Below are 23,535 nucleotides of genomic sequence, written 5' to 3'. Positions count from 1 at the left end.
CCAGCCCTTAGGCTCGGCGCCACCATGCTCCGCCTGCTATTCCTCACTCTGCTCGCCCTGCTGCTGACCGGCTGCGCCTCCGGCCCGAAATTCACCGTGGACGACGGCCGCAAGGTCGACGAGGCCCTGCTGGCCGGCATGCGCGCCTACGGCGCTGGCGAGCGCCTGATCCGCCCGGCCATCGCCCGCAGCGCGGCGCTCAACGACAAGGAGTGCGACAAGCAGTGGGAGCTGCCCTTCGCCGTGGCCACCAGCGTCGGCTGGAGCGCGGACGACCGCGTCGCCTGGGTGCGCGCCCTGCAGGTGGACGAACGCCTGACCGTCATCGCCGTGACCCAGGACTCGCCCCTGCCCATGGGCGCCCGCATCAACCACGTCGCCGGCCAGGCCAGCGACGACGGCGAGAAGCTGCTGGAATGGCTGGCCGAGGCGCGTGACAACGGCAAGCCTTTCACGATCGGCACGGCCGCCGGCAAGGGGGTGCAGGTCAAGCCCTTCGAGGTCTGCCGCGGCTACACGCGCTTCGCGCCGCCCAACACGCCACAGCTGCAGGACTACCACTGGCTGCTCAGCCTGCACCCGCTGGAGGTGACGCTGGCCGAGCCCACGCCCGACGAGGCGCTGTGGGCCGTGCTGTGGACGCAAGGGTTGTCCGAAGAGGGCGGCGCCCGCATGAAGACCTACCACTACGCGATCAAGATCGCGGGCACCCTCTACAACCTGGCCACGCTGGCCTCGGGCGTCAAGGCGGCCGCGCTGGCCGCCGATGCCGCCATCAGCGCGGCCAAGAGCGCTGCCGCCAATGTGGCCAGCGAGTTCCTCAAGCAGCAGCTCATCGAGCAGGGCAAGGCGCTGGCCGCGCAGAAGATCCGCGAAGGCCTGGTGGACGCCGCCCAGCAACTGACCCGCCAGCAGGTCGTGAACGTGATGCAGGCCGCCGCCGCCAACCGGGGCTCGCTGTCGGGCATCTCGCGCATCGCCGCCACCTCCTTCGAGCGCGCCGACGCCTGGGCCTTCACGCGCATGGCGGCGTTGGGCGCGCCGCCGCTGGCCGGCTTCACGCTGCACCAGAAGCTCGTCGAGCGCAGCCTGGCCGCCAACGCCCTGCTGTTCGACGCCGACCGGCTGGCGGCGCTGAACAAGGTGGCCGCCGCCCGCGGCTTCGAGTCCGAGGTCATCGCCATCCTCGGCGGCTTCCGGGCTGACGCGCTGCTGGCCGAGATCGGCGCGATGCCGCTGGCCTCGGCCCAGGGCAGCTTCGCCTTCGACAACCCCGACGACCCGGGCGCCGGCCGCTTCTCGCGCGGCCTCATCGACGCCATGCTGGAACTGCCCGCCGAGTCGGCCAAGAAGAAATGAAGCTCGCCATCACCCTGCTGCTGGCCTTGGCCTCGGTCGCCCAGGCTCAGACGCCGCCTGAAGCTGCTGCCAGCGCTGCCAGCGCCGCCTCCGCGCCCGAGCCGGCGGCGTCCGAACCCGCGCCCGCACCGGCCCTGCCGCCGCCCAGCTGCGCCCAGCTGACGAGCCGCGCGCTGTCGGCCGACCTGCGCGCCGCCACCGCCCAATCGCAGAACCAGCCGCTGCAGGCGCTGGTCAAGCTGTACGACGAGGCCGTTGCCCAGTGGGGCAGCGCGCTGGCCGCCTGCGACGGCCGCTCGCGCGAGCGCGCCCAGCGCAACCTGACGGACAGCCAGAAAACGCGCGACGCGCTGGCCGAGAAGCTGCAGGCCGGCAGCCAGTGCGAAACCGCCCACAGCGAAGCCGGCGCGCTGCAGGACCTGGCACGCGCGGCCTTCGGCGAGCGCCGTTTCAGCGACGCCGCCAGCCTTTACCGCAAGGCCGAGGGCATGTGGGAGCTGGCCGCCGAGCAATGCACCGGCAGCCAGCAGCAGATCGCCCAGCGCCGCCACGACCAGAGCGAGATCGACGGCCACAACGCCGAGTTCTGCGCCCCGCCCTTCGAGCGCGCCCGCGAGTTCTCCAGCAAGCTGCGCAACAGCGGCGCCGCGCTGCCGCTGGCCGAGCGCCAGACGCAGAGCCAGATCGGCGAGACGCTGTGGCGAGACACCGCCAAGCTCTGCAAGGGCAGCGCCCAGGAGCTGGCGCTGAACAACGCCCAGGCGCTGGCCCGCGAACGCGGCACGCCCTGGGTGGCCACGGCGTTGCCGAACGCCCCGGCACCCGTCGTGGCGGCTGCGCCCAAGGCAGCAGCAGCGCCGGCCACCGGCAAGCCAGCGGCCAGCCCGCCGGCAGCAACGCCCCCGGCTCCGGTCCCGGCAGCGGCAGTGGCAGCGGCCCCGGCCACGACGCCATTGCGCCAGGCCACGGCCACGCCCATCGCCCCGCTGGTGACCGCGCCGCCGACACCCGAGCCCAAGATCTTCGACCGCACGGCGGGTGACACCCGCTACGTCGGCCAGTTCACGCGCAACGACGACGACACCGTCACCGGCACGGGCCGCGTCGAGTGGAAGAACGGCGACGCTTACGAGGGCCCGCTGATACGCAGCCAGCGCCAGGGCGTCGGCGAAATCCGCTGGGCCACCGGCCAGCACTACAAGGGCGACTGGGTGGCCGACCGCGCCACGGGCCGCGGCTCGATGAGCTTCTCCAACGGCAATCAATACGAAGGCGCGCTGGTCGACGGCCAGCCCGAGGGCGACGGCCGGCTCACCTATGCCTCGGGTGACGTCTACACCGGCCAGATCCGCCAGGGCCTGCCGCACGGCAAGGGCAGCTACGTCTGGATGAGCGGCCAGCGCTACGAGGGCGAGTGGGTCAACGACAAGCCCCAGGGCCAGGGCAAGATGCGCTTCAGCAACGGCAACCAGTATGAAGGCCAGATGGCAGCCGGCCTGCCCCAGGGCCGCGGCCGCATGATCTTCCCGAGCGGCGACATCTACGAAGGCCAGTTCGAGGCCGGCAAGGCCCATGGCGAAGGCAAGTACGCGTGGAAGAGCGGCGAGCGCTACGAAGGCGGTTGGGCACGCGGCCTCAAGCACGGCCAGGGCGTCTTCTACTGGCCCAGCGGCGACCGCTGGGAGGGCGTGTTCAAAGACGACGAGCGCACGGACGACGGCTTCACGGTACGCAAAGGAAGCTAGGGCTTCAGGCCCCGGAAAGCTGCGTCCGCTACGCTGTCGACATCAACCCGCAGGACCCCCTCATGAAAACCTTGCTCACCGCCGCCGCCCTCGCCATCGCCTTTGCCGCCCCGGCCGCCGAGGCCCGTGTGGCCAAGCACCACAAGACGAGCCAAGTCAGCAGCACCGTCGAAGCGAAGGCTGCCACCAAGAAGGCCGGCAAGGCCAAGCACAAGAAGGCCGGCAAGAAGGCCCACCGCAAGAACGCCTGAAGCGTTGACGTGATACCGGCCTGGGCTTGACCGGGCGCGCGCTGGGATAGCGCGATGAGAGCCCGCCCTGCAAGCGGGCTTTCGCACTTTTGCCGCGGCACGGCGCCGAGCGCCAGCCCGCTGCAGCACTCCCTTTCTCCGGAAATCGCCCCGCGGCGGGCGCGAGCCTGCGCGAGATGTCCGTTTCGGCTGGCGACTTGCGTCTGACTGGGCAAGAACCGTTTTTTTGGGCTTGCCACCTCTCATTCCGCAGGAACCGCCATGACTCCACGCCTCGCCTTGCCCCTGATGGCCGCCTTCGCATGCGCCGCGTCGGCCGCGCCCGTCCAGGTCGAGCTGCGCCTGATCGATGCACAAGGCAGCCAGCAGGCCATCGGCCACGTGACGCTCAGCGACACGCCGTACGGCCTGCTGCTGGAGCCGGCACTCACCGCGCTGCCACCCGGCGTGCACGGCTTCCACGTGCACGAGCAAGCCAGTTGCGCGCCGGCCCAGGTGGGTGGCAAGACCGTGCCCGGCGGCGGCGCCGGCGGCCATCTCGACCCGCTGGGCAGCGGCCGCCACGGCGCGCCCTGGGGCGACGGCCACCTGGGCGACCTGCCCGGGCTGGTGGTGGAGGCGGGCGGCACGGCCGGCTACCCGCTGCTGGCGCCCCGCCTGCGCCTCGCGCTGGTGCTGGGGGGCTCGCTGATGGTCCACGTGGGTGGCGACAACCATGCCGACCACCCCATGGCTATGGGCGGCGGCGGCCCGCGCATGGCGTGTGGCGTCATCCCCGCGCAGCAGGCCGCATCAGACGGCGCCGTCGCACGGCCATCGTCGCTGCACAGCCTGGCCTGGCCGCTGAAGCCGCCACCGCCGCTCGACAACACGGCCCGGTGAAAGGAGACCCGTGATGAAGATGACCGCCTTCCTGCTGGGCCTGCTGTGGGCCTGCGCCGCCACGGCAGCGCCAAACGACACGCCACTCGTCCCGGCGATGACCGTGCGCGTGGACGCCACCAACACGGCGCAGTGGATCTTCCAGGTGCACACCACCTTGCCGGCCTCGCCCGGCCCACTGCGGCTGCTCTACCCGCGCTGGATCCCCGGCCACCACGGCCCGACGGGCGACGTCGTGCAGATCGCCGGCCTGACGGTGCGAGTGGGCGGCCAGCGGCTGCTGTGGGCGCGCGCGCCTGGCGAGCTGCAGGGCTTCGATGTGCAGGTGCCCGACGGCGCCCAGGCCGTGGACGTGCACTACCAGTGGCTCGGCCCCAGCAAGGGCGCGCTGACTGACAGCCTGCTGTCGCGTGACGCGCTGGCGCTGCTGTGGCCCGCCCTCGTGCTCTACCCCGCCGGGCGGCCGGTGGCTGACATCGCCGTGAACAGCCGGGTGAAGCTGCCCACCGGCTGGGCCTGGGGCAGCGCGCTGCGCGCCCGCGGTGCCGCCGATGCCGACGGCTGGATCGCCTTCCAGACCGAGACGCTGCAAACGCTGCTGGATTCGCCCGTCTACGCCGGCGTGAACTACCGCCGCATCGAGCTGGACCCACCCGGCGCCGCGCAGCCCGCCGCACTGCACCTGTTCCGCCCGCGGGAGTCGACCCAGCCGCCCACCGACGCGCAGATCGACGCCCACCGGCGCCTGCTCGAGCAGGCCGAGAAGCTGTTCGGCTTCCGCCCCTGGCGGCGCTACGACCTGCTGCTGGCCGATGGCAAGGGCTTCGGCCGGCTGGCGCTGGAGCATCTCGAGTCCAGCGAGAACGCCTATGAAGGCAACTACTTCGACGACTGGGCCGCCGCGAGCCGCGAGCGCGACGACCTGGCGCACGAATGGGTGCACACGTGGAACGGCAAGTTCATGCGCCCGCAGGGCCTCGCGCCGAAGGACCTCAACACGCCGGTGCGCAACGAACTGCTGTGGGTCTACGAAGGCCTGACGATGTACTGGGGCCAGGTGCTCGCCGCGCGCAGCGGCCTGGTGACGGCGGAGCAGATGCGCCAGGAGTGGGCCACCATGGCCGCGCGCACGGCCGAGCTCCCCGGCCGCCAGTGGCGTGACCTGCAGGACACCACAAACACCCCCGCGCTGGCTTCGCACGGCACGCAGAAATGGTGGGACTGGACACGCGGCTACGACTACTACTACGACGCCGCCCTGCTGATCTGGCTGGACGCCGACACCCTGATCCGCGAGCGCAGCGGCGGCCAACGCTCGCTGGACGATTTCGCGCGGCGCTTCTTCATCGGCCAGGACGACGGCAGCGTGCCCACACTCTACGGCTTCGACGACGTGGTGGCCGCACTCAACGCCGTGCAGCCGATGGACTGGCGTGCCTTCCTACGCGCGCGGCTGGACCACCGCATGCCCACCACGACGCTTGAAGGCCTGGCGCGCAGCGGCTGGGCGATCGGCTTTGTGGACCAGCGCACGCCGCTGCAACTGGCTTCGCTGAACCCGAAGAAACCGCTGCTGTCTATGCGCTACTCAGCCGGCTTCAGCGTGGACGCCGAGGGCACCGTGGCCGCCGTCAACTGGGCCTCGCCCGCTTTCCAGGCCGGCCTTTCGCCAGACGACAAGCTGCTGGCCGTGCATGGCATGGCCTACACGCCCGAGCGAGCCGAAGCCGCCCTCATGGCCAACCGCGATGGCAACAAACCGCTGACGTTGCTGATCCGCCGCGACGACGAATTCCGCGCCGTCACGCTGGACGTGCGCACCGGCCCACGCCATCCCGTGCTCCAGCGCGTGGAGAGCCAGCCCGACCTACTCGCCGAGATCCTCAAGCCACGCTGACCACCCACCACGGCATGTGAGCCCTGCAACGCGCCGCAGTCCGCGAACACGACTGCACCCTTCTTTCAACCTCGCTCCAGGAGAACCGTCATGAAACTTGCCAAGCTCCACCCGTTCCTCACGCACACCGCCGCGGCCATTGGCCTGATCGGCGCCCTCGGCGCTCACGCCGCCACGCCTTCCATCGCTGATTTCGAGGACGGCCTGCCGTCCGGCTGGACAACCGCGGGCAATGCCTGGTCGGTGGTCACGCAAGCCGGCGCCAGCGTGCACATCCCGCCAGGCGAGGGCAGCCGATTCGCCATCTCCGGCGCACCCGGCGCGCCGAGCGAGTCGTTCACCGGCACCCTCACGTCGGGACCACTGAAAGCCAGCTTCGAGTCCCTCCAGTGGCTGGCAACCGGCTGGGCCGGGCAGTTCGGGAATGGCGCCAACCGCTACGAGATCCTGGACGGCAACCAAGCCGTCGTCGGCAGCATCGCCGCGCCCTTGAGCGACAGCTGGTCGACGCAGACCTTCAACCTGGCCGCCGCGGGATTCCATGGCGGCGATACCTTCTATTTCCGGGTGGTGGACAGCGACACGAATGCCGGCGGCAACGGCTACGCGTGGCTGGCCGTGGACGGGCTGAAGTTCAGCGGAGCAGCGATGCCGGTGCCCGAGCCCGCCAGCTGTGCCCTGCTGGCCGCCGGCCTCGGCTTGATTAGCCTGCGGATGCAGAAGCGCCCGGCCTGACGCCCGCCGTCCTTCCAGGCGAAGGTGATCGGCACGTTCGCCGTAGTCGCCCGACCGGCCGCCACAACGCAACTGACGTCACCCTGTGGTTTGAGGACACGCGTGCGGGCGCCTACTCCCTTTCGAACTTGAACACCGCCACGCTCGCCATCAGATTGGGCCGAATGCGCACCACGCGCGCGTCCTGCAGGCCGAAGCTGTCGAGGATCTTGAGGCGGTTCTTGCGCGCCAGCACGCCGAAGTCGGCGAACGTGCCGACGCGGATGTTGGGCGTGTCGTACCACTCATAGGGCAGCGCACGTGTCACCGGCATGCGGCCGAACAGCACCTGCAACCGGTTGGGCCAATGGGCGAAGTTAGGAAAGCTGACGATGCCCCTCTTGCCCACGCGCGCCGTCTCCTTCAGCATGGCCTCGGCATTGCGCAGGTTCTGCAGCGTCTCCAGCTGCAGCACGACGTCGAAGCTTTGGTCCTCGAAGATGGCCAGGCCTTCTTCGAGGTTGCGCTGGATGACGTTGACGCCGCGCTTCACGCAGGCCAGAAGGTTGGCGTCGTCCAGCTCCACGCCGTAGCCGCTGCAGCCCTTGTGCTTGATGAGGTGCTCGAGCAGCTCGCCGGTGCCGCAGCCGAGGTCGAGCACTCGCGAGCCGGGCGGCACCAGGGCCGCGATTGCCGGGTCGAAGCTCATACGGCCACCCCCTTGAACTGAAGCATTCCGGGGCGCTGAAGCTCCACGGCGATGCGCTCGAAATAGGCCTTCAGCACGCCGTGATACCGCGGGTCGTCGAGCAGGAAGGCGTCGTGGCCATGGGGCGCATCGATCTCGGCGTAGCTCACGTCCAGCCGGTTGTCGAGCAGCGCCTTGACGATCTCGCGCGAGCGGTCGGGCGAGAAGCGCCAGTCGGTCGTGAAGCTGGCGATGAGGAACTTCGCCCGCGCCTTGGCGAAGGCCCGCGACAGGTCGCCGCCGTGTTCGGAAGCCGGGTCGAAGTAGTCCAGCGCGCGGGTGATGAGCAGATAGGTGTTGGCGTCGAAGTAGTCGCTGAACTTGTCGCCCTGGTAACGCAGATAGCTCTCGATCTGGAACTCGATGTCCTGCGTCGAGTAGCCCAGCGCACCATCCTTCCCGCCCTTCAACTCGCGGCCGAACTTCTCGGCCATGACGTCGTCGCTCAGGTAGGTGATGTGGCCGATCATGCGCGCCACGCGCAGGCCGCGCTTGGGTACCACGCCGTGGGCGTAAAAGTGGCCGCCGTGGAAGTCGGGGTCGGTCACGATGGCGCGGCGGGCCACCTCGTTGAAGGCGATGTTCTGCGCCGACAGATTGGGTGCCGTCGCAATGGCGATGCAATGCCCCACGCGCTCCGGGTAGCGCAGCGCCCAGTCCAGCGCCTGCATGCCACCGAGCGAGCCACCCAGCACCGCCGCCAGCTTCAGGATGCCGAAGCGCTCGACGACGCGGGCCTGCGCGTCCACCCAGTCCTGCACGGTGACGACGGGGAAGTCCGCCCCCCACGCGCGGCCGGTCGCCGGGTTGGCATGCATGGGGCCGGTGGAACCAAAGCAGGAGCCGAGGTTGTTGACGCCGATGACGAAGAACCTGTCGGTGTCCAGCGGCTTGCCCGGGCCGATGAGGTTGTCCCACCAGCCCTCGCTCTTGGCCTGGCCGGCGTAGGTGCCGGCCACGTGGTGGCTGGCGTTCAGCGCGTGGCACACCAGCACCGCGTTGCTGCGCTCGGCATTCAACTGGCCGTAGGTCTCGACCACCAAGTCGTAGGCGCCCAAGCTGGCGCCGCTGCGCAGCGGCAGGGGCTCGTCGAAATGAAAACTCTGCGGCGATACCTCGCCGACGCTACGGCCCGTCATGGCCTCACTCCAGAAAAGAAAAAACCGGCGCCACTGTTGCGGACGCCGGTTGATCTCGGAGCCCTGTTTAGCGGCATTTATTGAGCGCCCGCAATCCGGAACAAATCGGCGCTGTGATGCACCCAGTCTAGCTCACGGGTCGCTGGCGGCGTTGATGCTCCGTGAAGACCCGCTTCGCCAGCGCGTCGGCCTGAGCCTCCTGCTCGGGCGTCAGCTGCAGCGGCTTGTCGCCGATCAACGCCACCACTTTCTGGAGCGCACCCCAGACCAGGCCGACGTCGCTGCTTTGATCGACCTCGTGGATACGGCGCCAGGCGCGTTCGAAACCGACCCGGTCCACGGCGCTGATGCCCAGACCTTCGGGGTCGTTGGTCAAGGCGATGAGCATCAGCGTGGCTGCATCCGCCGACTCGGCTTGACCACGGATGTAACGCTGCAGGTCGGCGGTCAGGGCCGGCGGAGCCGCCTCGGCGCCATCACGCTGCAGCCAGCGCAGATACGCTGGCGCCGCATTGCTGGCGCCGCCAACATAGGCCTGCTCGAACAGCGAGCCGGTGCGTGCATGCGTTGCCGCGTTGAAGACCTGGCAGTCCCGCTGCAGGGACTGGGCGTTCTCGATCATCTTGTCGATGCCGATCCCCAGCCCAAGTTTGGACAGGATCCAGGGCTGCTGGTCGCGCGCCTCGAAGAGCCCCTGGACGTCGCGATCCGAGTTGGCACAGCGGGTCAGCAATTGCGCCGCCTGCAGTGCCTCCGCGGCAGAGCTGCCAGCCAGCGCGCGCTGGACCTTGGCCATGTCTTCGGTGTTGACGCGGTAGTACCGCTTCACAAGGTCGCCACCGCCGCTGCCAGGGCGTTGATGCACCCCCTCAAAGATGTCCCGTGGCAAAGGCTGGGACGCTGACGTGGCCGGGCCCGGCGCCGTGCCGGTTCGCTGCATCTCGGACAACGCGCCAGGCGCAGCTGTGTCCGGCATCGCCATGGCGGGCTCGTTCATGCCCGCCGACCACAACCACCACACCACCATACCGAGGGCTGCAAACGACCCCACAGCCAACACCTTGACTCGCAGCACGCCGGCCTCCCTGCCGTTTTTTGCGCGCAGTCTAGTGGCTTTGCCCATCCAGCCGGAACTGCGCCACCGCACCCGTCAGCAACTGCAGCTGCTGGCGCAGGCTGTCCGCCGCGGCGGCGGATTCTTCGACCAGCGCGGCGTTCTGCTGCGTCATGTGGTCGAGCTGGTTGACGGCACCGTTGATCTGGCCGATGCGTGAGCTCTGGTCGGCGGCACCGGCGGCGACCTCGCCGATCATGTCGCTGACCTTCTGCACGTTGTCGACGATCTCCTGCATCGTCAGGCCGGCATGCTGCACGAGGCGGGCACCGGTCGCGGTGCGCTCGACGCTGGCGGCGATCAGCGCCTTGATCTCGCGCGCCGCATCGGCCGAGCGCTGGGCCAGCAGGCGCACCTCGCTGGCCACGACGGCGAAGCCGCGGCCCTGCTCACCGGCCCGCGCCGCCTCGACAGCCGCATTCAGCGCCAGGATGTTGGTCTGGAAGGCGATGCTGTCGATGAGGCCGAGGATGTCGCCGATGCGGCGCGAGCTGGTGTTGATCTCGTCCATGGTCTTGACGACATCGGCCACCTCCTGGCCGCCGCGGCGTGCTACCTCGGCCGCGCCCTCGGCGAGCTGGCGCGCCTTGCCGGCGGCGTCCGCTCCATGGCGCACGCCGCTGGTCAGGTCCACCATCGAACTCGTCGTTTGCTGCAGGCTGGACGCGGCCTGCTCGGTGCGCTGGCTCAGGTCCTGGTTGCCCGAGGCCACCTCGCTGCTGGCCGTCTCGATGCTCTGTGCCGAAGTCTTCACCTGGCGGACCAGGTCGCGCAGGCTGGCCTGCATCGCGTCCAGCGCGCGCAGCAGGTCGGTGGCTTCGTCGCGGCCGACAACGCGGATGTCGTTGTTCAGGTCACCACCGGCGATGGACTGGGCCACAGTGCCGGCATAGCGCATCGGGCTGGTGATGGTGGAGGAGTTGATCAGCGTCAGCGGCACGACCAGCACCATGACGACGATGAGCACGGCCAGCGAGCGCCAGGCGATGCGGCCCATCTCGGCGCTGAACTCGGCCTCGGTGGCCTTGGCTTGCGCGTCGATCAAGCCGGCAATCGTCTCAACGCGCTTCTCGATCTCGCGCATCGCCGCCTTGGGCCGGTTCAGCATGCGGTCGGCCACCTTGGCAGTGTCGAAGCCGCCCGCCTCGATCTGGTTAAGCACCGGCTGGGCCGCCGTGCGGTAGTCCTGCAGGAACTTCAGCGCCTCGGCCGCCGCGGCCTTGTTGTCCTCCTGCTTGCCCTCCTGCAGGCCCTGCAGGGGCTGGGTGAGGCGCTGGGCAGCGGCGTCCCAGCGCTGGCGGAACTGCTTGACCTGGTCGGGGTCCTCGTAGGCGATGACCATCTGCTTCTCCTCCAGCCGCACGTCGGCCAGCGCCTGGCGGATGGCGGCCAGGTGACGCAGGTCCTGCATCGCATGCGTCGTGACGTCGACATTGAGCGCCATCAGCTGGCGGCCGCCGAGCAGGCCGGTCACGCCCAAGGCGGCAAACATCAGCAGCACCATGACGATGGCGCCCTGCATGCGGGTACGGATCGTGAAGTTGCGCATCCAGGTGGCCAGGTCCATGTCATGTCTCCTAGGTCGACCGCTGGGCGCGATCTTGTTGGTCAGCATGCTAGTGAAGCACCCGCTGATAGCAAGAGACCTTTTGCCGCATCTTGCAGTTACTGAACACTTGACCAATAATCGGCGACATGCCCCGCCCCAGCCAGGATCAGGACCAGGCCTTGCTCGCCGCCGGCGCCGCCCTCTACCCCGAGCTCGGCTGCGCGGGCCTGTCGGTGCGCCGCGTGGCCGAGGCCGCGGGTGTCAATCCGGCCATGGTCCATTACCACTTCGGCAGCAAGGACGCCTTCCTGCGCACGCTGCTGCAGCGGCACTACGAGGAGATGTTCAGCGCGCTGTCGCTGACAAGCGCCGGCGATGGCGACGTGATGGAGCGCCTGGCCGCGGCGCTGCTGGGCGTGGCGCGCTTTGTGCGCGAGCACCGGCCGCTGATCGCGCGCGTCTGGGCCGATGCGCAAGGCGGCCAGGCCGTGGCCCAGGACTTCCTGCGCACGAATGCGCCGCGCCATCTGGGCGTGCTGATGGCGCTGATGCAGGAGGCCGAGGCGCAGGGGCGCCTGGCGCCGCAGCCGCTGCTGACGCGCTTTTCCTTCCTGATGGGTGCCGTCGTCGCGCCCGTCGTGCTTGCCGGCGGCATGTTGTCGGTCAAGGCGGTGCCGCCGCCGCTGCTGGCCGCCGTCGAAGGCGAAGTGATGTCCGACGCCGCCCTGCAGCGCCGCATCGAATGGGCGCTGCTCGGCCTGGCCAGCGGTGTCTGAGGAGTCGCAATGACACAAATCTCCCTGCTGCTGATGCTGGCCCTGCTGGCCGGCTGCGGCGACAAGCCTCCCGAGGGCTGGACGGGTTATGCCGAGGCCGAGCTGGTCTACATCGCGCCGCCGGCGGCCGGGCGGCTGACGTCACTGGCCGTACGCTCAGGTGAAGCGGTCACGGCCGGCCAGGCGCTGTTCGAGCTGGACGCGACGCCCGAGCTCGCGGCCGATGCCGAAGCACAGGCCCGGGCACAGGGCGCCCGCGCGCAGGCGGCGGATGCCGACAAGGGCCGGCGCGCGCCCGAGGTGGCCGTCACGCGGGCCCAGCTGGAGCAGGCCCGCGCGGCCGAGCGGCTGGCCAGCGTTGAGCTCGCACGCCAGCAGCAATTGCTCGCCCAGGGCTTCATCGCCAAGGCTCGCGTGGACGAGGCCGCGACGTCGCTGGCCCAGGCACGCGCCCGCGTCGCCGAACTGGAGGCCGCGCTGACGGTCGCCCAACTGCCTGCCCGCGACGACGAGCGCAGCGCCGCCCGCGCGCTGGCCGAAGCCGCGCAGAGCAGCCGCGCGCAGACGGCCTGGCGCGTGGAGCAGAAGCGCCAGAGCGCGCCCATGCCGGCGCGCGTGCAGGACGTGTTCATGCGCCCCGGCGAATGGGTCGCTGCCGGCCAGCCGGTGCTGGCCCTGCTGCCACCGGCCAACCGCAAGGCGCGCTTCTACGTGCCGCAATCGGCGGTGGGCAGCCTGAAGCTGGATGCGCCGGTGAGCCTGCGCTGCGACGGCTGCGGCGCGGCCATTCCCGCGCGCATCAGCTTCATCGCGGCCGGCCCGGAGTACACGCCGCCCGTCATCTACTCCAACCAGCAGCGCGACAAGCTCGTCTTCCTCGTCGAGGCGCGGCCGGTGAAGGCCGAGGACGCGGAGCGGCTGCATCCGGGGCAACCGCTGGACGTGACGCAATGATCGAGCTGGCGATTGACGTCAAAGGGCTGAGCAAGGCCTACGCCGGCCGCAAGGTCGTCGATGGCGTCGACATGCAGGTCGCCACCGGCCGCATCGTCGGCTTCCTCGGGCCGAACGGCAGCGGCAAGACGACCTCGCTGCGCATGCTCTGCGGCCTGCTGACGCCCGACGCCGGCGAGGGGAAGGTGCTGGGCCTGGACTTCCGCCGCCAGGCCGCCGAGGTCAAGCGGCAGGTCGGCTACATGACGCAGAAGTTCGGCCTCTACGAAGACCTGTCGATCCGCGAGAACCTGGACTTCATCGCGCGCCTGTTCTCCATGCCGAATCGCCGCGAAGCCGTCGACAGTGCGCTGGAGCGGCTGGGCCTGGCCACTCGCCAGAAGCAGCTGGCCGGCGCGCTGTCCGGCGGCTGGAAGCAGCGCCTGGCCCTGGCCGCCTGCCTGCTGCACCAGCCGCGCCTGCTGCTGCTGGACGAACCCACCGCCGGCGTCGACCCCAAGGCGCGGCGCGAGTTCTGGGACCAGATCCACCAACTCGCCGGCGAGGGCATCACGGTGCTCGTCTCCACGCACTACATGGACGAGGCCGAGCGCTGCAGCGAACTGGTCTACATCGCCTACGGCCGCGTGCTGGCGCGCGGCACGGCGGCGTCCATCGTGCAGGCGGCGGGCGCCAGCGACCTGGAAGACGCCTTCGTCAAGCTGGTCGCCCAGGCCACCGACAACTTTGCGGGGGCGAGCTGATGCAAGCCCTGGCCCGCATGTTCGCCATCGCGCTGAAGGAGGTGCAGCAGATGCTGCGCGACAAGCTCACCTTCGCGATGGCGGCAGGCGTGCCCATCATGCAGCTGGTGCTGTTCGGCTACGCGATCAACACCGACCCCAAAGGCCTGCCCACGGCCATCGTGTCGCAGGACACCAGCCCGATGGCGCGCAGCCTCGTCGCTGCGCTGCAGACCAGCGGCTACTTCCGCGTCGTCGAAAGCGGTATCGCCGAGTCGCACGGCGACGCGCTGCTGCAGCGCGGCGACATCCAGTTCCTCGTCATCGTGCCGGATGACTTCGGTGCCCGCGTCGTGCGCGGCGAGAAGCCAGCGCTGCTGATTGCCGCTGACGCGACCGACCCCTCGGCCTCGGGCAATGCCATCGCCGCCCTGAGCCAGCTGGGCCAGACCGCGCTGAACCGCGACCTGCGGGGCGCGCTGGCCTCGCGGGCACCGCAGCCGCCGCCGTTCGAGGTGCGCATCCAGCGCCGCTACAACCCCGAGGGCCTGACCCGCTACAACATCGTGCCCGGCCTGGTGGGCACCATCCTGACGATGACCATGGTGATGCTGACCGCGCTGGCAATGACGCGCGAGCGCGAGCGCGGCACGATGGAGAACCTGCTGGCCACACCGGTGCGGCCCATCGAGGTCATGGTCGGCAAGATCCTGCCCTACGTCGTGCTGGGCTATGTGCAGCTGGGCGTCATCCTGGGCGCGGCCTTTGCGCTGTTCAGCGTGCCCATGGTGGGCAGCGTCACGCTGCTGCTGGCCATGATCGGCGTCTTCATGCTCGCCAACCTGGGCGTGGGCTTCACGTTCTCCACGCTCGCCAGGAACCAGTTGCAGGCCCTGCAGCTGACCTTCTTCTTTTTCCTGCCGTCCATGCTGCTGTCGGGCTTCATGTTCCCGTTTCGCGGCATGCCGGGCTGGGCGCAGGTGCTGGGGGAGGCGCTGCCGCTGACGCACTTCCTGCGCATCGTGCGCGGCGTCATGCTCAAGGGCTCGGGCGCGGCAGAGCTGCTGCCCGAGCTGTGGCCGATGCTGGCCTTCCTGGCTGTCGCCGGTGGCGTGGCGTTGATGCGTTATCGCCAGACCTTGGACTAGGGCACGCCGCAGAGGCAGTGCACGGCAGCGGCGCGATCCCACTTGCCGCGCGCAGCCACCTTGGACAAGTCCTTCAGCGCCGCCAGCTCCTCCACGACGGGCGCCGGCAGCGCGTCCAGGCCCAGCGACTGCCCCACGGCCTGGGCCAGCGACGGCGCCATCACATCGGTCAGCGACGCGATCAGCCGCTCGCTGCGGCTCAGGTCACGCTCCACATAGGCCAGGCGCGGCCTCTCGCCGGCCTTCACCTCCAGCTTGGCCAGTTGCACGGCCGTCTGCACGGCGTCGTCGAAGCTGCCCAACCGGTCCACCAGACCGCGCGCCTTGGCCTGCGAACCCGTCCAGATGCGGCCCTGGGCGACCGCGTCGATCTTCTCGGGCGTGCTCTTGCGCGCCTGGGCTGCAAGGGTGGTGAAGCGGGCGTAGATGTTCTCGACACCGGCCTGCACGGCTGCCTGCAGCCGCGGGTCCAGCGGGCGGCGCAGGTCGTAGCCGCCGGCCAGCCAGGTCGTCGTCACGCCGCCGGTGTGCAGCGACAGCTTGTCCATCAACCCCTCGGCCGTGGGCAGGATGCCGAACACGCCGATGCTGCCGGTGATGGTGCCGGCGTCGGCGATGACGGCGTCGCTGGCCATCGAGATCCAGTAGCCACCCGAGGCCGCCACGTCGCCCATCGAGACCACAACGGGCTTGCCGGCCTGGCGCGTCAGCTCCAGCTCGCGGCGCACGATCTCGGACGCGAAGGCACTGCCGCCGGGCGAGTTCACGCGCAGCACGACGGCCTTGATGGCCTCATCCTCGCGGGCCTTGCGGATCAGGCGGGCGGTGGAGTCTCCGCCGATGCGGCCTGGGCCGGCATCGCCGTCGACAATCTCGCCCTCGGCCACGACGATGCCGATGCCCGGCTGCAGCTTGTTCGGTGCGCTGCCCTCCTTCACATAGGCCATGTACTGGGCCAGCGACACCTGGCGGAAGCTCTTGCTCTCCTCGTCCTTGGCGCCCTTGGAGATCAGCAGCTCGCGCATCTGGTCGCGCGTCTTCAGGCCATCGACGAGCTTGGCCTGCAGGGCCATCTGGGCGGCATCGCCCTTCACCGCGGCCAGCAGCTGCGGGATCTGGTCGATGCTGCGGCCGATGCTGCCGGCCTCCAGCTTGCGCGCCGTCTCGATGGCGCCGGTGAAGCCGCCCCACAGCTCGCCGTAGACCAGGCCCTCGGCCTCCAGCGTCGCGGGGCTGGGGCCGTTGGCGATGTAGGGCTCGGCAAAGCTCTTGTAGGTGCCGACCTTCATGACGTGCGCCGTCACGCCAATGCGGTCCAGCGCGTCCTTGTAGTAGGTGCGCCAGCGGCCGAAGCCCTCCAGCATGACCATGCCCATCGGGTGCAGGTAGACCTCGCCGGCCTGCGCCGCGAGGAAGTAGCCGCGTTGGCTGTAACTGTCGGCATAGGTGACGACGGGCTTGCCGCTTTTCTTGAAGCGCTGCAGCGCGCTGGCAACTTCATGCAGGCCGGCAAGACCCGCCCCCTGCAGCTCTTCCACGTCCAGCAGCACGGCGCCGATCTTGTCGTCCTTGGCGGCCTGCTCCAGCGCGGCCAGCACGTCGCGCAGCCGCGTCTGGCGCGGGCTGCCGCGGCCCTGGGCCTGCGCCATCAGCTGATCGCGCGGGCTGCCGGAGAACTGCTCGACGAGGTTGCCCTCGAGCTTGAGCACGAGGGTGGTCTTGTCTGCCAGGGGCTTGGGGCCGCGCGTCAGGATGGCCGTGACGAAGATGACGATGAGCAGCAGCACAAAGAGATTCATCAGCGCCCGGCGCGTGCCGTCGAGCAGCCACCAGGCTTTGGAAAAGAACCAGCCGATTGCGGAGAACACGGACTTCATCGACAGCTACCTTGAGGGTTGATGCGCGGCGATTGTGAGGGCCGGCGGCCTTAAGCTCCGTCAGTCATGGTTGAGAGGACCCCTCATGCTTGCTTGGCCCAGCTGGACGCGACGCATCAACGAGCACTTCCCGCTGCGCTATCTGACCTGGATGTTGTGTGGCCTGCTGGCGCTGTTCTTCGCCATCAGTTGGATGGGCGGGCTCAACGATGGCGTGCTGGTGCTCGCCTTCCTCGCGCTGGCATTGCTGGGCCTGCGCGACGTGCGCCAGCAGCGCCACTCCATCCTGCGCAACTACCCGGTCATCGGCCATCTGCGCTTCCTGCTGGAGTTCATCCGCCCGGAGATCCGCCAGTACTTCCTCGAAGGTGACAACGACGCCGCGCCCTTCTCGCGCGCCCAGCGCTCCATCGTCTACCAGCGTGCCAAGGGCGAGCCCGACCAGCGCCCCTTCGGCACCCAGCTGGACGTTGGCGCCCGCGGCTATGAGTGGATCAACCACTCGCTGGCCCCGACGCATCTCACCAGCCACGACTTCCGCATCACCATCGGCGCCGACCGGGCCCAGCCCTACTCCGCCAGCGTCTTCAACATCTCGGCCATGAGCTTCGGCGCCCTGAGCGCCAACGCCATCCTGGCGCTGAACAAGGGCGCCAAGATCGGCGGCTTCGCCCACGACACCGGGGAAGGCTCGATCAGCGCCCACCACCGCGTGCATGGCGGCGACCTGATCTGGGAGATCGGCTCGGGTTATTTCGGCTGCCGCAACGACGACGGCAGCTTCAGCCCGGAGCGCTTCGAGGCCGCTGCCCGCGACCCCCAGGTCAAGATGATCGAACTCAAGCTCAGCCAGGGCGCCAAGCCCGGCCATGGCGGGGTGCTGCCCGGCCCCAAGGTGACGGAAGAGATCGCCGCCGCGCGCGGTGTGCCGGCAGGCCAGGCCTGCATCTCGCCGGCCCGCCACAGCGCCTTCTCGACACCCGTCGAGATGATGCAGTTCATCGAGAAGCTGCGCACGCTGTCGGGCGGCAAGCCCACCGGCTTCAAGCTCTGCATCGGCCACCCGTGGGAGTGGTTCGCCGTTTGCAAGGCCATGCTGGAGACCGGCATCACGCCCGACTTCATCGTCGTCGACGGCGCCGAGGGCGGCACGGGCGCGGCACCGCTGGAGTTCACCAACCATGTCGGCGCACCGGTGCAGGAAGGCCTGCTGCTGGTGCATAACGCGCTGATCGGCCTGAACCTGCGCCACAAGATCAAGATCGGCTGCGCCGGCAAGGTCACGACGGCCTTCGACATCGTGCGCCTGATGGCCCTGGGCGCCGACTGGTGCAACGCGGGGCGCGGCTTCATGTTCGCGCTCGGCTGCATCCAGGCCCAGGCCTGCCACACCGGCCACTGCCCGACCGGCGTGACGACGCAGGACCCGCATCGCCAGCGCGCCATCGTCGTGCCCGACAAAGCCCAGCGCGTCGCCAACTTCCACCAGAACACGCTGAAGGCGCTGAAGGAACTCGTCGAGGCCGCCGGCCTGTGCCACCCGCAGGAGATCACCGCCCAGCACATCGTGCACCGGCTGGACAAGCACGAGGTGCGGTTGCTGGCCAATCTGCTGCCCTTCGTCGAGCCTGGCGCCGTGCTGCGCGGTGAGTTGCCGCACAACACCTTCAGGATCTACTGGCCGCTGGCCAGCGCCCACAGCTTTGCGCCCCAGGGCGCGATCGAACGCACACACTGAGCGACCGCTCCGGGCAACCGCCTGGACGCGGGGGAGGACGGCTACAAGTTAGGGGGATGGCGCCCGAAACGCGCACAATGGGGAGCGTTGTCTTCCTCTGCCATGCCCACCGTCTACCTCCTTCGTCTCAGCGAGACCACGCTGCAGCGCACCCGCTCCCTGCTGCTGCAGGCCGAAGGCGTGGAACTGGCTGGCAGCCACGGCCACCTGACCGACGCGCTGCCGGAGATCGCGGCGCTGGCGCCCGACATCGTCGCCAGTGACCTGCGCCTGGTGGACAGCCATGCGATGCGCGTGGCACACGAACTCGGCCGGCTGGCCGTGCGCCCCCAATTGCTGCTCCTGACGCCAACGGCCGACGATCTGCAGTTGTTTGCGGCGCTGAGCGCCGGTGCCAATGCCTATCACGTGGACGACGGCAGCGGCAACGGCTTGGTGGAGGCGTTGACCCGCCTGCACGACCGCCGCGCCAGCCTCAGCCCGCAACTGGCCCGCCAGGCCCTGGCGGCCTTCGGCATCGAGCGCAGCCCCATCGTCACGGCCCGCCAGACTTCGGCGCCTCTGGACGCCAGCCCCGCCGGCCGCCAGATCGAACAGGCCAGCCGCCATCTGCTGACGTTGCTGGCCCAGGGCCTCTTGCTGACCGAGATCGCGACGCTGTGGAAGCTGGAAGTCGCCGAGATCGAACGCCGCGTCTGGCGCTTGGTGCGCCTGCTGCACGTCAGATCAAGGGAGCTCCTGATCGCCTGATCAGGCCACCGGCACGGTGTCCGCGAAGCTCGGGCGCTGGGACAGCTTGTCCATGTGGCGCGCCAGGTTGGGGTAGGTCTCGCGCCAGTTGATCTCCGGGAAGCGGAACTCCAGCCAGCCGAGAGCGCAGCCCAGCGAGATGTCGGCCAGCGAGAAGTGCGTGCCCGAGCACCAGGGCTTCTCGCCCAGGCCCTGGCTCATCGCGGCCAGCGCAGCGTTCACCTTGGTCAGCTGACGGTCTATCCATGCGGGACTGCGCTGCTCCGGTGGGCGGTGAGCCCAGGTGCGCTCCATGCGCACGAGGATGCCTGCGTCCATGATGCCGTCGGCCAACGCCTCCCAGGTGCGCACCTCGCAACGCTCGCGGCCGCGCTCGGGGATGAGCTTGCCGACGGGCGACAGCGTGTCGACGTATTCGACGATGACACGCGAGTCGAAGACGGCGCCGGTGATCGAGTCCTGGCCCTCCATGACGAGGCAGGGCACCTTGCCCAGCGGGTTCATCTTCAGGATGGCGTCGCTGCCCCAGACGTCCTCAAGCACCAGCTGGTAGTCGAGCTTCTTCTCGGCCATCACGATGCGCACCTTGCGCACATAAGGGCTGGTGAGAGATCCGATCAACTTCATCGCGGTCATAGGCAAACACTGGGGTCACAAGTCGAAACGATTCTAGCCAGCGCCCTAGGGCGCCCTGCCCGTGAAAAAGGCCTGTCGGCTCCCGTACACAGCCACCTCACGCGGGGGTTGCCAGCCGGGCGCGCCGCCCCCAAAGTGCTGCCCGGCCCGCTGCGCAAGACGGTGGCCGTCATCCAGGGAGATCCCATGCTCGATACCGACGCCGCCCCCGCCGCGGCTCCCGCGCCGTTGCCGCCCGCACCGCGTGTCCTTGAAATCCGCTTCACGGGTTCGGGCAGCGAGTACTTCCGCATCTGGGCGGTCAACCTGCTGCTCATCCTCGTCACGCTGGGCCTGTACCTGCCCTTCGCCAAGGCGCGGCGCATCCGTTACTTCTATGCCAACACGCTGGTCGATGGGCAGGCGCTGAGCTTCCACGGCGACGCATGGAAGATGTTCCGCGGCTTCTTGCTGCTGGTCGTGCTGATGGGCATCTACAGCGGCGCCGGGCATTTGTCGCCGACGGCGGCCTTCTTCGCCTTCTTGATCCTGTGCGCCGTCTGGCCCGCGCTGTGGCGGGCCTCGCTGCAGTTCCGCCTGGGCAACACCAGCTGGCGCGGCCTGCGCATGCGCTTCGAGGGCTCGCTGGCGGGCGCCTACCTGGCCTGCGCGCCGACCTATCTGCCCACCATCGCGCTGGTCGCGAGCGGCACGCTGCTTGCGCCAGACAGCCCGACGCCCATCGGCAAGTTCACGGGCGCCATGTGGCTGAACCTGCTGGGCGTGCTCGGCATCCTGCTGTTGACGCCCTGGTCGCTGACGCTGTTCAAGCGCTACCAACACAACGGCTACCGCATCGCCGGCCAGCACAGCCGCGTGCGGCTGTCGGTGGCCAGGATCTATCTGCTGGCGCTCGAAATGATTGGCGTTGCCGCGGTGCCGATGATCCTGGCCGGCGGCGTCGTCGCGGTGTTCGTCGGCATCAGCCGCAGCCTGGGCGCTGGCCCGGACCGAGCCATGCTGGGCATGGTGATGATCGCCATCGGCGCGACGCTGGGCTATCTGCTGATGTTCGCCGTCGTCATGCCTTACGGCGCCGCACGCATGCAGAACCTGGCCTGGAACGGCACGCGCAGCGAGGCGCTGGCCTTTCGCAGCACCCTGCGCTTCTTCCCGCTTTTCGGCCTGACGCTGAAGAACTGGCTGCTGACCGCTTTGACGCTGGGCCTGTACCGGCCCTTCGCGGCGGTCGCCACGGCCCGGCTGCGCCTGGAGGCCGTCAGCATCGGCTGCGACGAAGACCCGGCCGACTGGGTGGCCACGAGCCAGGCCGGCCATGCCGACGCCACGGGCGAGATCGCCGGCGACTTCTTCGGCATCGACATGGGGCTGTGAGCATGCAGGACGCGCTGGAACCCGGCTTCGCCGCCCTCCCCGTGGCGCCGCCGAAGCGCACGCTGGAGATCCGTTTCACCGGCTCCGGCAGCGAATACTTCCGCATCTGGGCCGTCAACATGCTGCTGACGCTGGTGACGCTCGGTTTCTACCTGCCCTTCGCCAAGGCGCGGCGCATCCGCTACTTCTACGCCAACACGCTGGTCGACGGCCAGGCGCTGAGCTTCCATGGCGACCCGTGGAAGATGTTCCGCGGCTTCGTGCTGCTGGTCGTGCTGCTGGCGCTGTACGGCGGCCTGGGCTGGGCCTCACCCGCGCTCGGCGCGCTGGCCTTCGCGGCCCTGCTGCTGTTGTGGCCGCCGCTGTGGCGCGCGGGCATGCGCTTCAGGTTGACCCACACGAGCTGGCGCGGCCTGCGCTTCGGCTTTGCCGGCAGCGTTGCGGGCGCCTACAAGGTCTTCCTGCCCATCGGCGTACCGCTGCTGCTGCTCGTCACCCTGCCGGAAGACGCGGGCACGGCCTGGCGTGCCCTGGCGGGCATCGGCGCTCTGGCAATAAACCTGATGGTGCCGTGGACGCTGGGCCTTGCGAAGCGCTACCAGCACAACCACTACCGCTATGCCCATGAGCAGACACGCACCTGGCTGGAACCCTCGCAGGTCTACGGGCTGAGTTTCCGGGCCGGCGCCCTCGGTGCCGTGGCGATCATCGTCGCCGGCATCGTGGCGGCCATCGTGCTGCCGTCCACGCATGGAGCCGGCAGCTGGCTGCCGATGGCCGGCGTGGCCCTGGTCTATGGCGCGGCCTATGTCTGGGTCAGCTCGGCCTTCACGGCCGGACTGCAGAACATGGTCTGGTCACGCACCGTGAGCGACAGCATCCGTTTCACGAGCGAACTGGGCACGATGGACCTGGCCACGCTGACGCTGAAGAACTGGCTGCTGGTGGCGATCACGCTCGGCCTCTACCGCCCGTTTGCCGCTGTCGCCACCGCGCAGCTGCGGCTGGAAGCCGTGACGGTGGAGACGACGGCCGACGTCGATGGCTGGGCTGGCGACGAGGCGGCGCTCAGCGCCAACGCCGCGGGCGACTTCGCCGGCGACTTCTTCGGCATCGACCTGGGCCTGTGATGGACGACCGCCCCCGCCTCACCGCCGACTGGTTCGATGGCCGCAGCGCCCGCGCGCGGCCGGTGGATGTGTGGCTGGATGGCCAGGCACTGCACTTCGGCGACCAGACCGTGCCGCTGTCTGGCGCCACCTGGCCCGAGCGCCAGCGCCACGGCCAGCGTCAGATCCTGCTGCCCGGTGGCGGCCTGCTGAGCTTTGCCGATGCGCTGGCCTTCGACGCCTGGGCGCGCGCCTCGGGTCGTGGCGACAGCGCCGTGGTGCGCTGGCAGCAGAGCTGGCGGCTGGCCGTGCTGTCGCTGGTGCTGCTGGTGGCCGTGCTGCTGGCCGGCTGGCGCTGGGGCCTGCCGTGGGCGGTGGACACCGCAGTCGATGCCCTGCCGCTGTCTGCCGAACGCTCGCTGGGCGAGCATCTGATGAACAGCCTGGACGGCGAGTGGCTCAAGCCCAGCAAGCTCAGCTCAGCGCAGCGGCGGGCCTGGCAGAGCCGCTGGGCCAAGGCCATGGTCCAGGCTCAGGCGGGCGGCGGGCCGGCCGTGCCCGAGCGCTTCGAGATTCACTTCCGCGATGGTGGCAAGGCGCTGGGGCCTAACGCGTTTGCACTGCCGGGCGGCGACATCGTCATCACCGATGCGCTGCTGGAGCTGCTGGACGACGAGCCCGATGCCGTCATGACGGTGCTGGCCCACGAACTGGGCCACGTGCAGCACCGCCACGGCCTGCGGTTGATGCTGCGTGCGGGCGCGGTCAGCGTGGTGGCCTCGGTCATCGTCGGCGACTTCTCGGCACTGCTGGCTGCCGCGCCGGCCGTGCTGGCGAGCAACGCCTACTCACGCGACAACGAGCGCGAAGCGGACCTCTATGGCCGCACGCTGGCCCGCGCGGGCGGCGTGGACACCTCGCGCATGGGGGTGTTTTTCGAACGCGTGGCCAAGAAGCACGGGACCGTGGGCAACAACCCCGTGGCCATCGCGATCTCGACCCATCCGGCCGACGAAGAGCGCGTGAAGTTCTTCAGCGAGCGCTGAAAACTAG

The 23,535-nt window shown here is 69.5% G+C and carries 20 protein-coding genes, 1 pseudogene and 1 riboswitch; of the genes and pseudogenes, 15 read left to right on the top strand and 6 right to left on the bottom strand.

The window, feature by feature from the left end; genetic code table 11:
- Positions 1–24: 24 nt before the first annotated feature.
- From AC07V5_RS06470 to AC07V5_RS06445, 6 genes are all read left to right on the top strand, one after another.
- Positions 25–1,359: a hypothetical protein gene (locus AC07V5_RS06470; protein WP_495114810.1), complete on the top strand. Its 1,335-nt coding sequence runs from the start codon at positions 25–27 to the stop codon at positions 1,357–1,359.
- Positions 1,356–3,104, top strand: coding sequence for an MORN repeat-containing protein (locus tag AC07V5_RS06465; RefSeq protein ID WP_495114809.1), 1,749 nt, complete (start codon positions 1,356–1,358; stop codon positions 3,102–3,104). Before AC07V5_RS06470 ends, AC07V5_RS06465 begins: the two co-directional genes overlap by 4 nt.
- Before the next feature lie 62 nt (positions 3,105–3,166).
- Positions 3,167–3,355, top strand: a complete 189-nt coding sequence (locus AC07V5_RS06460; protein ID WP_495114808.1) for a hypothetical protein — start codon at positions 3,167–3,169, stop codon at positions 3,353–3,355.
- 261 nt (positions 3,356–3,616) lie between these two features.
- Positions 3,617–4,237, top strand: coding sequence for a superoxide dismutase [Cu-Zn] SodC (gene sodC / locus AC07V5_RS06455; protein ID WP_495114807.1), 621 nt, complete (start codon positions 3,617–3,619; stop codon positions 4,235–4,237).
- A 13-nt stretch (positions 4,238–4,250) separates the two neighbouring features.
- Positions 4,251–6,134, top strand: a complete 1,884-nt coding sequence (locus tag AC07V5_RS06450) for a M61 family metallopeptidase (protein ID WP_495114806.1) — start codon at positions 4,251–4,253, stop codon at positions 6,132–6,134.
- A gap of 90 nt (positions 6,135–6,224) precedes the next feature.
- A complete protein-coding gene (locus AC07V5_RS06445; RefSeq protein ID WP_495114805.1) occupies positions 6,225–6,869 on the top strand; it encodes a PEP-CTERM sorting domain-containing protein in 645 nt (214 codons plus the stop codon).
- Between the two features lie 112 nt (positions 6,870–6,981).
- On the opposite strand, the gene metW is transcribed toward AC07V5_RS06445, so the two are convergent.
- The 4 genes from metW to AC07V5_RS06425 form a co-directional block, all read right to left on the bottom strand.
- Positions 6,982–7,557 (bottom strand): methionine biosynthesis protein MetW, encoded by a 576-nt coding sequence (gene metW / locus AC07V5_RS06440; protein WP_495114804.1) that lies wholly within the window; start codon positions 7,555–7,557, stop codon positions 6,982–6,984.
- Entirely contained in the window at positions 7,554–8,735 is a 1,182-nt protein-coding gene (gene metX / locus AC07V5_RS06435) for a homoserine O-succinyltransferase MetX (RefSeq protein ID WP_495114803.1), read from the bottom strand. Before metX ends, metW begins: the two co-directional genes overlap by 4 nt.
- A gap of 46 nt (positions 8,736–8,781) precedes the next feature.
- Positions 8,782–8,857, bottom strand: a riboswitch (SAM riboswitch).
- Positions 8,858–8,862: 5 nt separating this feature from the next.
- The gene (locus AC07V5_RS06430; protein WP_495114802.1) at positions 8,863–9,810 is read right to left on the bottom strand and encodes a hypothetical protein; all 948 of its coding nucleotides are present in this window, start codon (positions 9,808–9,810) and stop codon (positions 8,863–8,865) included.
- Between the two features lie 31 nt (positions 9,811–9,841).
- The gene (locus tag AC07V5_RS06425; RefSeq protein WP_495114801.1) at positions 9,842–11,416 is read right to left on the bottom strand and encodes a methyl-accepting chemotaxis protein; all 1,575 of its coding nucleotides are present in this window, start codon (positions 11,414–11,416) and stop codon (positions 9,842–9,844) included.
- A gap of 128 nt (positions 11,417–11,544) precedes the next feature.
- Here AC07V5_RS06425 and AC07V5_RS06420 point away from each other — a divergent pair, with 128 nt between their 5' ends.
- The 4 genes and pseudogenes from AC07V5_RS06420 to AC07V5_RS06405 all read left to right on the top strand — a co-directional run bounded on the left by AC07V5_RS06420 (position 11,545) and on the right by AC07V5_RS06405 (position 14,998).
- The gene (locus AC07V5_RS06420; protein ID WP_495114800.1) at positions 11,545–12,174 is read left to right on the top strand and encodes a TetR/AcrR family transcriptional regulator; all 630 of its coding nucleotides are present in this window, start codon (positions 11,545–11,547) and stop codon (positions 12,172–12,174) included.
- Positions 12,175–12,183: 9 nt separating this feature from the next.
- Complete coding sequence (locus AC07V5_RS06415) at positions 12,184–13,128, top strand: HlyD family secretion protein (protein ID WP_495114799.1); 945 nt, start codon at positions 12,184–12,186, stop codon at positions 13,126–13,128.
- Positions 13,125–13,799: pseudogene (ccmA, locus tag AC07V5_RS06410) on the top strand (heme ABC exporter ATP-binding protein CcmA); the annotation flags it as partial. The gene AC07V5_RS06415 and the pseudogene ccmA, both read left to right, overlap by 4 nt.
- Before the next feature lie 71 nt (positions 13,800–13,870).
- The gene (locus AC07V5_RS06405; RefSeq protein ID WP_495114798.1) at positions 13,871–14,998 is read left to right on the top strand and encodes an ABC transporter permease; all 1,128 of its coding nucleotides are present in this window, start codon (positions 13,871–13,873) and stop codon (positions 14,996–14,998) included.
- On the opposite strand, the gene sppA is transcribed toward AC07V5_RS06405, so the two are convergent.
- On the bottom strand, positions 14,995–16,875 hold the full coding sequence (gene sppA / locus AC07V5_RS06400) for a signal peptide peptidase SppA (protein ID WP_495114797.1): 1,881 nt from the start codon (positions 16,873–16,875) through the stop codon (positions 14,995–14,997). The genes AC07V5_RS06405 and sppA overlap by 4 nt on opposite strands.
- 85 nt (positions 16,876–16,960) lie before the next feature.
- Between sppA and AC07V5_RS06395 the strand changes: the two genes are divergently transcribed.
- Both AC07V5_RS06395 and AC07V5_RS06390 read left to right on the top strand, forming a co-directional pair.
- On the top strand, positions 16,961–18,613 hold the full coding sequence (locus AC07V5_RS06395) for an FMN-binding glutamate synthase family protein (protein WP_495114796.1): 1,653 nt from the start codon (positions 16,961–16,963) through the stop codon (positions 18,611–18,613).
- Positions 18,614–18,700: 87 nt separating this feature from the next.
- Positions 18,701–19,363, top strand: a complete 663-nt coding sequence (locus AC07V5_RS06390; protein WP_495114795.1) for a response regulator — start codon at positions 18,701–18,703, stop codon at positions 19,361–19,363.
- Here AC07V5_RS06390 and AC07V5_RS06385 read toward each other — a convergent pair whose 3' ends face one another.
- Positions 19,364–19,990: a glutathione S-transferase family protein gene (locus AC07V5_RS06385; RefSeq protein WP_495114794.1), complete on the bottom strand. Its 627-nt coding sequence runs from the start codon at positions 19,988–19,990 to the stop codon at positions 19,364–19,366. It abuts the gene before it with no gap.
- A 195-nt stretch (positions 19,991–20,185) separates the two neighbouring features.
- Here AC07V5_RS06385 and AC07V5_RS06380 point away from each other — a divergent pair, with 195 nt between their 5' ends.
- The 3 genes from AC07V5_RS06380 to AC07V5_RS06370 are packed head-to-tail and all read left to right on the top strand — an operon-like array spanning position 20,186 to position 23,528.
- Complete coding sequence (locus AC07V5_RS06380; protein WP_495114793.1) at positions 20,186–21,373, top strand: YjgN family protein; 1,188 nt, start codon at positions 20,186–20,188, stop codon at positions 21,371–21,373.
- Between the two features lie 2 nt (positions 21,374–21,375).
- Entirely contained in the window at positions 21,376–22,503 is a 1,128-nt protein-coding gene (locus AC07V5_RS06375; RefSeq protein ID WP_495114792.1) for a YjgN family protein, read from the top strand.
- Positions 22,503–23,528, top strand: a complete 1,026-nt coding sequence (locus AC07V5_RS06370; RefSeq protein WP_495114791.1) for a M48 family metallopeptidase — start codon at positions 22,503–22,505, stop codon at positions 23,526–23,528. The genes AC07V5_RS06375 and AC07V5_RS06370 overlap by 1 nt, the downstream gene beginning before the upstream one ends.
- Positions 23,529–23,535: the final 7 nt, after the last annotated feature.

The organism is Roseateles sp. GW821-FHT02E12, assembly GCF_059421665.1.
This window is presented reverse-complemented; position numbering and strand designations above follow the sequence as displayed.